Here is a 16,085-nt window from a genome sequence, read left to right on the forward strand (position 1 = left end):
TAATACCGGATACCCGGCTTTTAAAGCGTTGGCAACGAAAGTCGCTCTTGGCAGTTTCAATGGAGATGTTGAAATAAAAAAGCGCCAGTTTAGTTTTTTTTTACAAAAATGCGCAACAAAACCTTAGCATAAGTACTAAGGCAGACGATAAAGCTTGAGCTTTGGACATTGTAAGAGAGATCCTATTTTGGTAAAATCTACAATAACAATAGTAGTACATACTTACCACAGCACAATTTAATTGTTTTTTCCCAAAAAAAGCAATTAGTAGGTAAACGCATACCGAATAAATGGTCTAGTAGCTCATTGCGACTGGCGTAAACCAAGAATGGGGAACGAAAAATAGATAAAGCAGAGCGTACTGCTTTGTTGAGTCGCTACTTATTCAAAACCCGATCGGTAGAGAAAAGACAGCTACAGACGTAGAGCAAAGAAAACTTATTGATTGAATCATTTTGTTGATAGAGGAAAGCTATGACAAGTTCGCCGGATAGAGTGGTATTAATTGGAGTTGCCGGAGATTCAGGATGTGGTAAATCCACCTTTTTGCGTCGGTTAGCCGACTTATTTGGTGAAGAATTTTTGACAGTGATCTGTTTAGATGACTATCACAGTTTGGATCGAAAACAGCGCAAAGAAACAGGGATAACTGCCCTAGATCCTAGAGCAAACAACTTTGATCTCATGTACGAGCAGCTTAAAGCGCTCAAACACGGTCAATCAATAAATAAACCCATATACAACCACGAAACCGGAGAAATAGATCCACCAGAACACATAGGGGCAAACCACATTATCGTAGTTGAGGGATTGCATCCCCTGTACGACGAAAGAGTAAGAAGTCTATTAGATTTCAGCGTGTATCTAGACATCAGCGATGAAGTCAAAATTGCTTGGAAAATTCAGCGCGACATGGCAGAAAGGGGTCATCGCTACGAAGACGTACTAGCTGCGATCAATTCTCGCCGTCCAGACTTTAGCGCCTACATTGAGCCGCAGAAAAAATTTGCTGACGTTGTAATTCAAGTATTGCCCACCCAATTACTTAAGGAAGATAAAGATCGCAAAGTATTGCGAGTTAGAATGATTCAGCGCGAAGACGTAGAAGGCTTGGAGCCAGTTTACCTATTTGACGAAGGTTCAACTATTCATTGGACACCATGCGGGCGCAAGCTTACTTGTTCCTATCCAGGAATGCAAATGTACTATGGATCTGACCCTTATAGCCAAGACAATGTTTCTGTTTTAGAAGTAGATGGGCAATTTGACAACTTAGACGAAGTAATTTATCTAGAAACTCACTTGAGCAAAACTTCTACCAAATATCAGGGAGAAATGACTCATTTATTGCTGCAACACCGCGAATATCCAGGTTCAAATAACGGGACGGGATTATTTCAAGTATTGACAGGATTAAAAATGCGGGCAACTTACGAACGCTTGACTGCAAAAGAAGCCAAAATTGCCGCCAAAGTGTAATTAGAGCGATCGCACTTTAGGGCTGCGCTTTAATAAAGTTAGGGACGCTAAAGAGCGTCCTTTTTTTATCAATTCTCTAAGCTTCTGTCCGCTTAGCGTATATGTCAAAATCTTACTAACAGCCGTCTCAACTTAGTATTTCTGCCATGACCGCAAGTATCAACGACTTACCCAGCATCTACGACCCCAAAATCGCCGAATCTAAATGGCAAAAATACTGGGACGATCACCAAGTCTACAAAGCTGACCCCAATCGCGGGGGCGAACCCTATTGTATTGTGATTCCGCCGCCGAATGTGACAGGAAGTTTGCATATGGGTCACGCTTTTGAAAGCGCGTTGATTGATGTATTGATTCGCTACCACCGGATGCAGGGAAGGAATACTTTGTGGCTTCCTGGTATTGACCACGCAAGTATTGCCGCCCACACAATTTTAGAAAAACAGTTGCAGGCGGAAGGTAAAACTCGTCAAGAGTTAGGACGCGAGAAATTTTTAGAAAAGGCGTGGGCTTGGAAAGCCGAGTCGGGTGGAACAATTATCAATCAACTCAAGCGTTTGGGCGTGTCGGTCGATTGGTCGCGAGAACGTTTCACTATGGATGAAGGGTTGTCTAAGGCTGTAGTAGAAGAATTTACTCGTTTGTTTGAGGAAGGGCTGATTTATCGCGGTAAGTATTTGGTAAATTGGTGTCCTGCAACTCAATCGGCGGTTTCGGATTTGGAAGTAGAAAAGCAGGAAGTTGACGGGCATTTATGGCACTTCCGCTATCGGTTTGTAGATGATTCGGGTTTTGTAGAAGTAGCGACGACTCGCCCGGAGACAATGCTTGGGGATACGGCGGTGGCGGTCAATCCGACTGACGATCGCTATCAGCGTTTAATTGGCAAAATGTTGAAGTTGCCTATTGTCGGGCGCGAAATTCCAGTAATTGCCGATGAATTTGTCGATCCAACCTTTGGTACGGGCTGCGTAAAGGTCACTCCCGCTCACGATCCGAATGATTTTGCTATGGGTCAGCGTCACGGGCTGCCAATGGTCAATATTATGAATAAAAATGGCACGCTCAATGAAAATGCTGGAGAGTTTCAAGGGCAAGATCGGTTTGTAGCGCGAAAAAAGGTAGTAGAACGTCTTAAAGCTGAGGGCTTTCTAGTCAAGGTAGAAGATTACAAGCATTCTGTACCTTATAGCGATCGCGGTAAAGTCCCTATTGAACCATTGCTATCTACTCAATGGTTTGTCAAAATTCGCCCTCTAGCTGATAACACTCTAGAATTTTTAGACGAACGCTCATCGCCTCAGTTTATCCCCGAACGCTGGGCTAAGGTTTACCGCGATTGGCTAGTTAAATTAAACGATTGGTGTATTTCTCGTCAACTTTGGTGGGGTCATCAAATCCCGGCTTGGTATGCTGTCAGCGAAACAAGTGGCGAAATTGCCGATAATACGCCTTTTATAGTCGCCAAAACTGAGGCGGAGGCTCGTGAAAAAGCTATTTCCCAGTTTGGCAACGATGTCAAATTAGAGCAAGACCCAGACGTGTTAGATACTTGGTTTTCATCGGGGTTGTGGCCTTTTTCAACTTTAGGCTGGCCAGAACAAACGCAAGACTTGGCTACTTATTACCCAACGTCTACATTGGTTACTGGCTTTGATATCATCTTTTTCTGGGTAGCGCGGATGACTATGTTGGGCGGTCATTTTACTGGGCAAATGCCGTTTAAAGATGTCTACATTCACGGCTTGGTATTGGATGAAAATGGCAAAAAAATGTCCAAGTCAGCAAATAATGGCATCGATCCATTATTGCTAATCGATAAGTATGGTACGGATGCTTTGCGCTATACCTTGGTAAAAGAAGTCGCGGGGGCGGGTCAAAATATCCGCCTAGAATATAACCGTAAAACCGATGAATCTGCCGCCGTAGAAGCTAGTCGTAACTTTACTAATAAGCTGTGGAATGCTTCGAGGTTTGTAATGATGAATTTGGATGGTTTGACCCCTCAGCAGTTGGGAAAACCAGAAACAGATTTAGAACCAGCCGATCTGTGGATTTTGTCACGCTTCCAGCAAGCCGTAGTAGAAACAAGCGATCGCATTAATAATTACGGTTTGGGAGAAGCTGCAAAAAGTTTGTACGAGTTTATCCGGGGCGACTTCTGCGATTGGTATATTGAGCTAGTAAAATCCCGCCTGCAACCAGAATCACCTTCACGCAAAGCAGTACAACAAACCCTTGCTTATGTTTTAGAGGGAATTTTGAAGCTGTTACATCCATTTATGCCCCATATTACCGAAGAAATTTGGCACACTCTTACTCAAAGCAGCGATCGCGAAATTTTAGGTTTGCAGTTGTATCCTCAGCCAGATAAAGCGCTAATCAATGAAGAATTAGAACATAGTTTTGAACTAATTACAACTACTATTAGCAAAATTCGCAATCTTAGAGCCGAAGGGGATATCAAGCCAGGGGCAAAAATTCGGGTAATTTTGCAAAGTGAAAGCGATCGCGAACTCGATACCCTAACTCGCATTGGACAACTCCACATTTTGGACTTAGCCAAAGCCGAAAGCTTAGAAGTTCAACCAAAACAAGATACTAACTCGCTTGAAAACGTTATTTCTGGAGTAGTAGGGACGGTAGAAGTATTGATTCCTCTAGCGGGTGTAGTGGACACTGAAGCATTGCGAGGAAAGCTAAGAAAAACATTGAGTAAAGTAGAAGCAGAAATACAATCGCTATCCAATCGGCTCAATAATCCTAAATTTGTAGATAAAGCCCCAGAAGATGTAATTCTTTCTGTCCGGGATAACTTACAAGAAGCCGAAAAACAAGCCCAAATCCTGCGCGATCGCCTCCAAAATTTAACTGATTAACTAAAAGCGGGCGCAATTAGCGCCCCAAAACCCATGCTATATCTAGCTCAAGTCCAAAAACAAAAATTGCCAGGACAATTAGAAATCACTTTGTTGGCTTATCAACAATCTTCATATAGATGGGAAGTAGATGAACAAGGAAAAATAGTTAGTATTGCCTCAGCAACTTCTCTCCAAGAAGGAGTGCTAGTTCTAATTGAGCTATCTCCTCAAGGAGAAATGCTCAGTATTCAAGATGCTACAACTTGGGTGTTAGATTTGGTCAAAACCTACTTGACTAGCGGCGTTACTCCAGCATTTTTAAAAGCCGAAGCTGAACGCTCTGAACAGTGGCGACAGTCTTTGACACTGCAAAATCAAGACTTGTCGCGACGTTCATTAGAAGTAGAAGCCCGTCGTGAACAAATCCAAGCCCTAGAGGAAAGTTTCAAACGAGATAAAGAAAATGAAAATTCTCCCGAAGCTTAGGTTTTAACAACTACCGCAGTCTTGGCAACGCCATTACTACTAACAGGGGTTTCGTTTTTGACTAATGTTTCACGAATCAAACGGGCGATCGTTTTACTTGCCAGACGCCCAGCAACCTGTCTGCCTATTTGCTGTACTCCTGGATTGGTAAGTAATTGCGGAATTTGCGAACTAACTTTTGCTGGGTCAAAACCGCGTGTTTCTTGCAAAATACTCCAAATGCGCTTGATATGATCGAGAGTTTGTTCTTGCTCGGTACTGGCGGCGGGAACTGGATTAACTACCATTGCCATAGGTTTACCCCAGGGAGTATTTAACAAGCGATCGCGTAAGTTATTAGTAACGTTGTGCAAAGCGTCTTTACTCAAAGCATCGACGCTTTTAGCTAGTTCATCAATCAAGTTGTTGCGAATCAAAGCGCCTCGCTCTGAAGATAAAAATTCTAAAGTCTCATCAAGTACCTTAGTAAGGTTGTATTCTTCACTGCTACGAGCATTTTTAAGCAAGTTTTCCAAGCGATTCCAACGGAAACGACCGTCTTTAAACAATAAGTCTCGCAAAGATTCTCGCAACTCTGGGGCAGGATCGGTCAATAATCGCTTAGAAATATAAGGGTATGCTTCGCTCAGTACCTTGAAATTCGGATCGATATAAATTGCAATTCCTTCCAACGTGACGAGGGATCGAATAATCAAAGCGTAGTAAGCAGGTACGCGAAAAGGATACTCGTACATCAACGCCGACAATTGATCGGTAATGCTTTTAAAGTTTAGTTCTGCTACACTCGCACCCAAAGCATTCCCAAAAATCTGACTCAAAGCCGGAATAATTGGAGTTAGGTCTGTTTCTGGGGTTAAAAAGTCCAACTTGACGTAATCGCGGGCTAATCCTTCAAAATCGCGGTTGACCATGTGTACCACCGCTTCAATTAAGCCATAGCGTTGATAGGGCTTAATTTCGCTCATCATCCCAAAATCTAAGTACGCTAGTTGTCCGTCAGGAGTAGCTAACAAGTTTCCTGGGTGAGGATCGGCATGAAAAAAACCATGTTCTAACAACTGACGCAAAGAACACTGAACGCCTACTTCAATAATGTATCTGGCATCAATTCCTTGAGCGCGGATAGCATCTACTTGAGTTAGCTTAGTACCTACCACCCATTCCATCGTCAAAACGCGACGGTGAGTATATTGCCAATAAATTTTTGGCACATAAACATCTTTCAAATGACCGTATAGCTTGGCAAATCGCTCGGCATTCTCCCCTTCGTTGATGTAGTCCATCTCCTCAAAGATGCGTCCGCCAAATTCATCTAGAATTGCGACCAAATCGCTGCGCAAGCGCTTAATATTTTTATTTGCCCAAGTAGCCATGCGGCGTAAAATGTACAAGTCAACCGCAATTGTCTCTTGCAAGTCGGGGCGCTGTACTTTGACGGCAACAGTTTCGCCAGTTTTCAACTTACCCTTATATACCTGCCCCAATGATGCCGCCGCTATTGGTTCTGGTGACAACTCTGCATAAATTTGTTCTGGACGATCGCCTAACTCTTCTTCAATAAATTGGTAGGCAATTTCGTTTGCAAAGGGTGGTATCTGATCTTGCAGCCGCGTCAACTCCTCTAAATAAGCAGGCGACACTAGATCGGGGCGAGTAGATAAAGCTTGCCCAATTTTGATATAAGCAGGACCCAGTTTTGTTAATAATTCCTTTAACTGGACGGCGCGTTTTTGCTGATTGCGATCGCCAATTCCTCTTTTTTTGTCCCACCACAAGCCCAAAGCAAAACTTACAGAGGGAAATATAACTGTAAAAATACGTCCTAATACTTCTAAAGGCTTTCTACGATAATGGGCAGCTATGGCTTCTGGGTCGTAGCGCAACAACTCCGGCTTCACAACTTCACTTTCCGGTTCTAGCCTTTTTTGCCCGTTTAAATCTGTCCCAACTTCTAATGGTTCAGCTAAAATTATTTGCCCTGGCGCTGCATCAACCCGAAGCTCAACTAAGTCGTTCTTAACATTCATGAATATAAAACCGCACTACCGCATCGGCATTAAGTATTGTAACAAATTGCTGTTATAAGTTGATTTTTAATCGGCTCTATTTTATTGAGCCTACAGTATTTATCTAATGATTACTCATTCTCGCTTGCGACAAGAGCAATTTAGTCTAACTAGAGATTGATTAATGCCCTTTCCTCTTGCTTGCGATCCGACTCGTTTAAGATTAAAGATAAGTCTCTTTTAGAACCATGACGACCTCTCAGTTTCAAGACGCTTTCGATGTCATTGTAGTTGGTGGCGGTCACGCAGGCTGTGAAGCCGCCCTAGCTGCCGCCCGTTTGGGCTGCCGTACTCTATTACTGACGCTGAACCTAGACAAAATTGCTTGGCAGCCCTGCAACCCCGCCGTAGGAGGACCCGCCAAATCGCAATTAACTCACGAAGTAGATGCTTTAGGCGGTGAAATTGGTAGAGTTAGCGATCGCACTTACTTACAAAAGCGCGTATTAAATGCGTCTCGTGGTCCTGCGGTCTGGGCATTACGGGCTCAGACAGACAAACGCGAGTACGCCCAAGTGATGAAAGAAATCGTCGAAAACCAAGAAAACTTAACCATCCGCGAAAGCATGGTTACAGACTTAGTAATTGGCGCTAACGATGAAATAGTCGGCGTTGAAACTTATTTTGGCGTAGCCTTCCAAGCAACCGCCGTGATTTTGACGACTGGGACATTTTTGGGCGGGCGAATCTGGGTAGGAAATAAATCAATGCCTGCGGGGAGATCGGGAGAATTTGCCGCCGAAGGTTTGACGGAAACCTTAAATAAACTAGGGTTTGAGACAGGAAGATTAAAGACTGGGACACCTGCACGGGTAGATAAGAAGTCGCTTGATTACAGCAAGTTAGAACTTCAACCTGGCGACGAGGAAGTACGTTGGTTTAGTTTTGACCCTGATGTGTGGGTAGAAAGGCAGCAAATGCCCTGCTATCTCACTCGTACCACTGCCCAAACTCATCAATTAATTCGGGATAATCTGCATTTATCGCCAGTTTATGGAGGTTGGGTAGATGCCAAAGGACCGCGTTATTGCCCTAGTATTGAGGATAAAATTGTCCGTTTTGCCGATAAAGAAAGCCACCAAATCTTTATCGAACCGGAAGGTCGCGATATTCCCGAATTATACATCCAAGGCTTTTCTACGGGCTTACCCGAACCTATCCAGTTGGAAATGCTGCGGACTTTGCCAGGATTAGAAAACTGCGTCATGCTGCGTCCAGCTTACGCGGTGGAATACGACTATTTACCTGCAACCCAGTGTTATCCAACTTTGATGACCAAAAAAGTTCAAGGGTTATTTTGTGCAGGACAAATTAACGGCACTACAGGATACGAGGAAGCGGCAGCCCAAGGTATTGTCGCGGGAATTAATGCAGCGCGATATGCCCAGCACCAAGAAATGGTTATTTTCCCTCGCGAACAAAGTTATTTGGGTACATTGGTGGACGACTTGTGTACCAAAGACTTGAGAGAACCCTATCGAATGCTGACCAGTCGTTCAGAGTATCGCTTATTATTGCGCTCGGACAATGCCGACGAACGGCTAACACCAGTAGGTAGGAAAATTGGTCTAGTTAGCGATCGCATTTGGGAAATATTTACACGCAAGCAAGCGAACATCACCGCCGAAAAAGAACGGCTACACTCGACGCGAATTAAAGAACACAGCGATGTTGCCAAACAAATTTCCTCAGATATCCACCAAGCAATCAAAAACTCTATTACTTTAGCCGACCTGCTGCGTCGTCCGGGATTCCATTACGCCAATTTAGAAACCTACGGGCTAAGTAACCCGACGCTTACCACCGCCGAAAAAGCTGGCGCAGAAATTGATATTAAATATTCTGGTTACTTGCAACGCCAGCAAAATCAAATTGATGCCATTTCTCGTCACGCCAATCGTCCGCTACCAGAGGATTTGGATTACTCGACCATTGAGACTCTCTCTAAAGAAGCAAGAGAAAAACTATCTAAAGTCAAACCTTTAACTATCGGTCAAGCCGCTAGAATTGGTGGAGTTAACCCCGCCGATGTTAACGCTTTGCTAGTTTATTTAGAATTTCGCGCTCGCAGCGCTACTCCAACTGTCTTAGCTTAGAAATATTTACTCCAAGGAGTTCTAAAAGTGGGATTATTTGATGATTTTAGCCGTTTTCTGGAAAGTCGCTTAGAAGAATTTTTAAAAAACAATCCCCACTTGGAGTTAGAAGCACTTTTAGATCAGTTGCGCGGACAGGAAGAAGATACATTAAGACTAATTGCTGACTTACAACTCCAAGAAAAGCGAAGTCAAGATGAAATTCTCTCTAAAGCTCAAGAAATTCAACGCTGGCATATTCGGGTAGAAAAAGCAAAAACTGCCAACAGGCTAGATTTAGCCGAAGCCGCCCAACAAAGGGAAGCAACTTTACTGAGAGAAGGCAACCAACGCTGGGGACAAATGCAGGGCATCAAAGAACGAGTAACCCAAGCCAAAGAACTCCTCAAACGCATCCAACAGCGCCGTCAAGAGGTGCAAACTAAAATAACTGAGTCCCAGGTAAATCGTACCAATTACCAAGCTGCTCAGCGCTTGGAAACTGCCGGATGGAATCAAACCCCCACTCCCAATGGCGCACCCGATGCTTTAGATGATGCTTTTCGTCGTTGGGAAACTCAAGACGAATTAGAGCAGATGAAGCGCAATATGGGGCGTTAGAGTTATTTTGGTTCTTTGGGACTAGATTGTTTGAGTTGGAGAGAATTGACGATCGCCAGCACTTCATCTTTTAAGGGCAAAAAGAAACCTAGGCGCTTGTTAGCATTTGAAGCAACTGCCAAAACTGCTCCGCATAAAATATAAAAAGGTAGGGGTAAGGTTACGTGCTGCGCCCATTGGTAAAGCCCAGCGATCGCAAATAACACCAAAAAACAAGATAACCAAACTTTCATAGCTTGCACCAATTAGCTCAAATAAATATAACCTATTTAGTTCTTGGGGCTATAGCGCGATTGCTTGTAATGATATTTTGCTCTGGTGGAGCGATCGCATTCAATTGTTTGTTGGGGCATCATTGTTTAGCGTTGGGACTTGCGACGACGCAGCCATTGAAAAAACGGTACTATACCGAATCCTAGCAATGTACTTGGTTCTGGGACTGGTTCAGCTACGCGATCGCGCACAGCAACAGCAATATCTGGATTATCGCTAAATACACCGTCAACGCCCAAATTATAAAACTGTTCGTATTCTAGTTCGGGATCGCCATTGTAGTCAGAAGCTAAGAAAACGTCTTCCCTACGGAACGTATAAGGATGTACTAACAAACCCGCCCCATGAGCCTCATCAATAAGAGTAGTAGCTGCTTGCAGCACCCTGTCTGCATCGTTGATTTCACCATCACCGTTGAGATCGTCTGGTTTTCCGTCCCCATTTGCATCTACTGTCTCGGCAGGAATTATTAACCGTTTCCAAGGACCAATCCCATCAGCGTACTCAGCAACTTCAGTTAATCCTGCTACTGTTAACAAATCGCCGTAAGTGCGATCGCTCCCACTAGCAACAAAGTCATAAGGTTGAACTGTAGCATCATCATACAACTGTACCAACGATACATCTGTCAGAGTATCCAGGTATTGCAGATTTCCTACTTCAAAGGACTGTACAAATACTGCATCATCAGCATCGGTTAAACCATTAGCATCAAGAATTGCAACTAAAGGTTCTTCTAAAGATAACCCAATCGAATCAAAGTAAGTAGGATGTTTTGTTTCTGGATAAATGCCAATAGTTCGCCCAGTTTCTAAGCTTTTTTGTGCAGCTAGATCGATTACTTCTTGCAACGTCGGGACTTCATATAATCCGTTGAAGTCAGCTGAATCAGGACGAATTTCTGGAATACGCTCTTTAGCTGTTAATGTTTTTAGTTCAGCTAAGGTAAAATCTTCTGTAAACCACCCCGTAACCGGTTTTCCATCGATAGTTTTAGTAGTTTGACGGTCGGCAAATTCAGATCTAGTAGATACATCAGTAGTTCCAGAAATTTCATTTTCATGCCGTGCTACTAAAACTCCATCTTTGGTTGAAACCAAATCAGGTTCGATATAATCTGCTCCCATTTTAATGGCTAACTCGTAGGAGGCTAGAGTATGTTCGGGACGATAGCCGCTAGCCCCGCGATGCCCAATCACAATTGGTTCCGATCCGTTTAGGGTGGCGGCAGTAACTTGACTTGCGCCCAAAAGTGTCAAAAATGTTGATGTTAAGATTGCTAAGGGGGATCGAATCATATTACACTCCTCAAAACTAATTATTCAAAATGACAAATATAAAACTCTGAAGGTAGTTTATGTATTTTTGCTGTCGCAGTCATTCTGAAAATGCTTGTACACAGTAAATGTACTGAGATAGGATTAAGGGCAAATTAATCGTGGTTTAAAGTTGATTAGTTAGTTGAAAAAGTTGCAGATTAGGCAATGTAGCTCGGCTTTCTGAAGTTACCCCTGACAAACATCGGCTAAAAAATTTGCCGCGAGGTGGCAGCTAAGATAAATAGGTGTCGATGGCAAAATTAAGTGAGGCTCTGTGGAATCCTTGACCCCAAAAACTAAGCAACGAGTTGTAGAGTTGCAAAGTCTATTGCAAAAAGCAAGTTATGCCTACTACGTCCTCGATAATCCCATCATGGAAGATGCTGTATACGACAGTTTATATCGAGAATTGCAAGAGTTAGAAACCAAGTATCCCGAATTAGCCTCCCTCGATAGCCCCACTGCGCGAGTGGGAGAAAAGCCCGCAACTGGGTTTAAATCAGTACAGCACCGCATTCCTCTATACAGCCTAGAAAATGCTTTTAATACAGAGGAATTGCAAAACTGGGAAAAACGCTGGCAGCGTCAAGCGCCTAGTATCAAAGTAGCTGAGTATGTATGCGAACTAAAAATAGACGGTTCTGCCTTAGCCCTAAGTTATGAAAACGGCATATTAGTTAGAGGTGCAACTAGGGGAGACGGCGTAACGGGGGAAGATATTACCCAAAATGTGCGAACAATTCGCTCTATTCCACTTAAATTAGACTTAGAAAATTGCCCCCCTTTAGTTGAGGTGCGTGGTGAAGCATTTTTACCTCTAGATGTATTTCAACAAATCAATCAAGAACGCCGAGATGCTGGAGAGCAACTATTCGCCAACCCGCGCAATGCCGCCGCCGGGACGTTACGCCAACTAAATCCCAAAATTGTCGCCCGACGCAAACTAGATTTTTTTGCTTATACCCTACATATTCCTGGGCAAGATGATACAAGTATTGCCCGTACTCAATGGGAAGCATTAGAACTATTGCAAAAGATGGGCTTTAAAGTAAATCCCAACCGTACATTATCCCCCACCTCTCAAGAAGTAGCAGCCTATTACCAGCGTTGGGATACCGAACGATTAAACTTGCCTTACATGACTGATGGCGTAGTTGTAAAAATAAATTCCTTTAGCTTCCAAGAACAACTAGGATTTACCCAAAAATTTCCCCGTTGGGTGATCGCATTAAAATACGCCGCCGAAGAAGCCCCCACTCGTGTTGAAAATATTGCTGTAAATGTAGGACGCACGGGAGCTTTAACTCCCCTGGCTCAAATGCGCCCAGTGCAACTAGCCGGAACCACTGTTTCCCGCGCTACCTTACATAATGCCGATCGCATCCGCGAATTGGATATCCGTATTGGCGATACGGTAATTGTCCGCAAAGCTGGCGAAATTATCCCCGAAGTAGTGCGCGTGTTGCTTGAACTTCGCCCATCAGAAGCTGTGGCTTTTCAAATGCCCGAAAATTGCCCAGTCTGCAACCAGCCTGTAGTCAGAACCTTGGGCGAAGCTGTAACTAGGTGTGTCAATGCTTCCTGTCCCGCTATCCTCAAGGGCGCAATCGAACATTGGGTTAGTCGGGATGCTTTAGATATTAACGGGATGGGAGAAAAATTAGGGCATCAATTGGTAGATAAAGGCTTGGTACATTCGGTTGCTGACCTTTACGAATTAACTACCCAAAAACTGTACTCTTTGGAGCGGATGGGGAATAAATTAGCAGAAAAATTAATAGATGCGATCGCTCAATCAAAAACTAAACCTTGGTCGAGGGTGCTATATGGTTTGGGGATTCGTCATGTAGGGAGCGTCAATGCCCAAACTTTAACCCAACAATTTTCCACGGTGGAACAATTAGCCCAAGCAGAGATTGAAGATATTGCCGCAGTTTACGGCATTGGAGCCGAAATTGCTGGATCTGTGCATCAATGGTTTCGCATCAGTGCCAATCAAACTTTAATTTCTCGACTGCAAAACTTGGGCTTGCAACTAGAAGCAGAGTTTAAAGAAACCGCGATAACTCCTCTAAGTGGCAAAACTTTTGTTATTACTGGAACCTTACCTACTTTAAAACGAGAAGAAGCTAAAGAACTAATCCAAAAAGCTGGAGCAAAAGTAACTGAATCAGTCAGCAAAAAAACTGATTATTTAGTTGTAGGCGAAGAAGCAGGCTCCAAACTCACAAAAGCCCAAAAACTAGGCATTGTCTGCTTAGAAGAATCTCAATTACTAAAACTTCTAAATTAATAATCTGCGCCTAGGTTCGTTTATGCAACTCCATCAAAATTCTGGCAACTGGCGCTTAGGATTAGCCTTATCCTTGCTAACTGTTCTTCTCTGGGGAATACTGCCAATTGCCCTGTCCATAGCGCTTCAAGCTATAGATGTATATACTCTCACCTGGTTTCGATTTTTATTATCTTTTGTCTTCCTAGCTATCTACCTAGGAGTACGCAACCAACTACCAAAAATCCCGCCAGTGCGATCGCCTACTTTCAAGTTACTAGCGATCGCAATTTTCTTTCTCGCCATCAATTACCTGTTATTTGTCCAGGGATTAGCCCAAACTTCTGCCAACAATGCTGAAGTTTTGATTCAAATTGCTCCGGTAGTCTTTGGATTAGCAGCGATCACATTTTTTAAAGAAAAATATACCTTACAGCAATGGATCGGCTTTGGTGTATTAACTCTCGGCTTTAATATCTTTTTTCACGAACAGTTAAATAATCTCCTTACCGCCCCTAAAACGTATCTCATTGGTAGCGGTTTGCTGGTTATTGCCGCCATTGCTTGGGCAATTTATGCCTTAGCTCAAAAGCAGTTACTGCAAAAACTATCTTCCTTCAGCATCATGCTATTTATTTATGGCGGCTGTAGCTTGTTATTTACACCCATAGCCAAGCCTCAACTCATTTTTGCTATGAGTCCGTTGTCCTTAGTCGCGTTGGTATTTTGCGGCTTCAACACCCTCGTAGCCTACGGCGCTTTTGCTGAAGCCTTAGAGCATTGGCAAGCCTCGAAAGTAAGTGCAGTTTTAGCTCTAGCCCCAATTGTGACTTTGGTATCTGTCGATCTAGGTTCAAAAATCGCCCCACAATTAATTAAACCAGAGAATTTGACATTTTTGGCAATAATTGGCGCGATAATGGTAGTTTCTGGCTCAATGGCGATCGCTCTGGGCAAGTCATCTATCCAAGTTACACCAGGGAGCAGTTAGTTATGCTCAAACAGATAGGGTTACAAACAATTGCGATCGCAATTTCCTTGCTCGTACCTTCCGTTACTTTACCCCGCCCAACTTTTGCTGCTCAACGCATCTATGCTTCTTATGCGGCGCTAGAGCGATCGATCTCTATTGATGCTCTAGAACTTTACGCCAAAGAAGGAAAAGTTAACGACGATTTGGCAGCCTATGTCAAGTATGCCGATCCCAAAGTAATGGTACAGTTGCGGCGCGTTTTACTGGCGCGGATAGATATAGGTCCAGTAGCTGTTTCCCAGTTTTTTTACACCCCTCAAGGCGAAGTCTTGTTGCAAAGAGTGGGGCAAATTATTCAAACAGAGTCTAGGCAAACCGGGGTTTATGCCTTGCGTTCTGCTTTAGTGTTAGCCGCCGCCGATAGCGAAGGATTAACATTATTGAATGTCTTGCGCTATTTTCCTAGTAACAGTATTCGGATCGATCTACAACGCAGTCTGCAACTTGCTGATGAAGTAGAAACTATTATTAATCGCACTAATCAAGCGGTGGTGTCTATTTCCCAAGAAGCTGATATTACAGCTACTGCTGGAGTGAAGGTTGATTTTTCCCAAATGCCCGATCTCCGCAATAGTGGGCGTTACAAATGGAATAAACAAACGCTAACGCTAAATGACAAAACCCGCGATCGCGTTTTTGTTGCAGATTTTTACATCCCAATTACTTCCCGCTCCGTACCTGTAATTGTCATCTCTCATGGTTTAGCTTCCGATCGCACAACTCTAGCTTATTTAGCCACCCACTTAGCTTCCCACGGCTTTGCTGTTGCTGTTCCCGAACATCCTGGTAGCGATACCGAAAGATTGCGGAATTTGTTTGCAGGACGCGCTAATACCGCCGACGAACCAAGCGAATTTATTAATCGCCCTTACGATGTCAAATATTTATTGGATCGCCTCCAAGCGCTTGATAATGAAGATTCCACTTATCAACTCAACTTAGACCAAGTGGGAGTTATTGGGCAATCGTTTGGCGGCTACACAGCCTTAGCTTTAGCTGGCGCTCCGATTAATTTTCCCCTGCTTCAAAAAAATTGCGAAGATCGTGTCAATGCATTAAATATTTCTCTCCTACTGCAATGTCGGGCTTTGGAGCTACCTGTAACTCAGTACAATTTGCGCGATCCGCGCGTTAAAGCCGCGATCGCTATTAATCCTCTAAGCAATAGCATTTTTGGTGAAGATAGCCTTAGTAAAATTAAAATTCCCCTAATGATTGTTAGTGGCAGCAATGATACTGTTGCTCCAGCGTTATCTGAGCAAATTATTCCTTTTAGCTGGCTAACTACCTCACAAAAATATCTAGTTTTGTTTGAAGGGGGGACGCACTTTTCGGCACTTTCTGAACCTAGTCCTGACACCAATCCGCTCGCTCTGCCCTTTCCGATTTACGGCGCTCATCCAAATCTTGTCCGGCGCTACATGAGAGCTTTGAGCGTTGCTTTTAGCGAAGTCTACGTCGCCAACAACTCCCAATATAGACCTTACTTAAGTGCTAGTTACACAAATGCGATCGCTCAACCTGTCGCCAAAGTTAAGCTTGTTCAATCTTTACCCGCAGATTTGCGATCGCTTGTAAATACTACTTTGCCCAAATAAAA

At 43.6% G+C, this 16,085-nt stretch carries 11 protein-coding genes; 8 read left to right on the top strand and 3 right to left on the bottom strand.

Going from position 1 to position 16,085, the window contains the following annotated elements; translation table 11 throughout:
- Positions 1–474: 474 nt before the first annotated feature.
- From AC2VE5_RS07930 to AC2VE5_RS07940, 3 genes are all read left to right on the top strand, one after another.
- The gene (locus AC2VE5_RS07930; protein WP_486887228.1) at positions 475–1,479 is read left to right on the top strand and encodes a phosphoribulokinase; all 1,005 of its coding nucleotides are present in this window, start codon (positions 475–477) and stop codon (positions 1,477–1,479) included.
- A gap of 146 nt (positions 1,480–1,625) precedes the next feature.
- Positions 1,626–4,358, top strand: coding sequence for a valine--tRNA ligase (locus AC2VE5_RS07935; RefSeq protein ID WP_486887229.1), 2,733 nt, complete (start codon positions 1,626–1,628; stop codon positions 4,356–4,358).
- 33 nt (positions 4,359–4,391) lie between these two features.
- Positions 4,392–4,826 (top strand): hypothetical protein, encoded by a 435-nt coding sequence (locus AC2VE5_RS07940; protein ID WP_486887230.1) that lies wholly within the window; start codon positions 4,392–4,394, stop codon positions 4,824–4,826.
- On the opposite strand, the gene AC2VE5_RS07945 is transcribed toward AC2VE5_RS07940, so the two are convergent.
- Positions 4,823–6,853 (bottom strand): ABC1 kinase family protein, encoded by a 2,031-nt coding sequence (locus AC2VE5_RS07945; protein WP_486887231.1) that lies wholly within the window; start codon positions 6,851–6,853, stop codon positions 4,823–4,825. The two genes, AC2VE5_RS07940 and AC2VE5_RS07945, sit on opposite strands and share 4 nt — an antisense overlap.
- A 227-nt stretch (positions 6,854–7,080) precedes the next feature.
- On the opposite strand from AC2VE5_RS07945, the gene mnmG reads away from it, so the two are divergent.
- Complete coding sequence (mnmG, locus tag AC2VE5_RS07950; protein ID WP_486887232.1) at positions 7,081–8,988, top strand: tRNA uridine-5-carboxymethylaminomethyl(34) synthesis enzyme MnmG; 1,908 nt, start codon at positions 7,081–7,083, stop codon at positions 8,986–8,988.
- A gap of 27 nt (positions 8,989–9,015) precedes the next feature.
- Positions 9,016–9,588 (top strand): TIGR04376 family protein, encoded by a 573-nt coding sequence (locus AC2VE5_RS07955; RefSeq protein WP_486887233.1) that lies wholly within the window; start codon positions 9,016–9,018, stop codon positions 9,586–9,588.
- Positions 9,589–9,590: 2 nt separating this feature from the next.
- Here AC2VE5_RS07955 and AC2VE5_RS07960 read toward each other — a convergent pair whose 3' ends face one another.
- Complete coding sequence (locus AC2VE5_RS07960; RefSeq protein ID WP_486887234.1) at positions 9,591–9,821, bottom strand: hypothetical protein; 231 nt, start codon at positions 9,819–9,821, stop codon at positions 9,591–9,593.
- A 126-nt stretch (positions 9,822–9,947) separates the two neighbouring features.
- Positions 9,948–11,159 carry a glycerophosphodiester phosphodiesterase family protein gene (locus AC2VE5_RS07965; RefSeq protein WP_486887235.1) on the bottom strand — a complete coding sequence of 404 codons (1,212 nt, stop codon included), beginning with the start codon at positions 11,157–11,159 and terminating at the stop codon, positions 9,948–9,950.
- 295 nt (positions 11,160–11,454) lie between these two features.
- Here AC2VE5_RS07965 and ligA point away from each other — a divergent pair, with 295 nt between their 5' ends.
- From ligA to AC2VE5_RS07980, 3 genes are read left to right on the top strand one after another with little or no spacing between them, the layout of a single operon-like run.
- Positions 11,455–13,473 carry an NAD-dependent DNA ligase LigA gene (ligA, locus tag AC2VE5_RS07970; RefSeq protein ID WP_486887236.1) on the top strand — a complete coding sequence of 673 codons (2,019 nt, stop codon included), beginning with the start codon at positions 11,455–11,457 and terminating at the stop codon, positions 13,471–13,473.
- Between the two features lie 22 nt (positions 13,474–13,495).
- On the top strand, positions 13,496–14,443 hold the full coding sequence (locus tag AC2VE5_RS07975; RefSeq protein ID WP_486887237.1) for a DMT family transporter: 948 nt from the start codon (positions 13,496–13,498) through the stop codon (positions 14,441–14,443).
- Between the two features lie 2 nt (positions 14,444–14,445).
- Positions 14,446–16,083, top strand: a complete 1,638-nt coding sequence (locus AC2VE5_RS07980; protein WP_486887238.1) for an alpha/beta hydrolase — start codon at positions 14,446–14,448, stop codon at positions 16,081–16,083.
- Positions 16,084–16,085: the final 2 nt, after the last annotated feature.

The sequence above is a fragment of the Aliterella sp. E5.1 genome (genome assembly GCF_057473825.1).

Excerpts from the sequence above, each read along its gene's own strand:
- AC2VE5_RS07930 (WP_486887228.1), top strand. The coding sequence starts at position 475 with ATGACAAGTTCGCCGGATAGAGTGGTATTAATTGGAGTTGCCGGAGAT.
- AC2VE5_RS07935 (WP_486887229.1), top strand. The coding sequence starts at position 1,626 with ATGACCGCAAGTATCAACGACTTACCCAGCATCTACGACCCCAAAATC.
- AC2VE5_RS07940 (WP_486887230.1), top strand. The coding sequence starts at position 4,392 with ATGCTATATCTAGCTCAAGTCCAAAAACAAAAATTGCCAGGACAATTA.
- AC2VE5_RS07945 (WP_486887231.1), bottom strand. The coding sequence starts at position 6,853 with ATGAATGTTAAGAACGACTTAGTTGAGCTTCGGGTTGATGCAGCGCCA.
- mnmG (WP_486887232.1), top strand. The coding sequence starts at position 7,081 with ATGACGACCTCTCAGTTTCAAGACGCTTTCGATGTCATTGTAGTTGGT.
- AC2VE5_RS07960 (WP_486887234.1), bottom strand. The coding sequence starts at position 9,821 with ATGAAAGTTTGGTTATCTTGTTTTTTGGTGTTATTTGCGATCGCTGGG.
- AC2VE5_RS07965 (WP_486887235.1), bottom strand. The coding sequence starts at position 11,159 with ATGATTCGATCCCCCTTAGCAATCTTAACATCAACATTTTTGACACTT.
- AC2VE5_RS07975 (WP_486887237.1), top strand. The coding sequence starts at position 13,496 with ATGCAACTCCATCAAAATTCTGGCAACTGGCGCTTAGGATTAGCCTTA.
- AC2VE5_RS07980 (WP_486887238.1), top strand. The coding sequence starts at position 14,446 with ATGCTCAAACAGATAGGGTTACAAACAATTGCGATCGCAATTTCCTTG.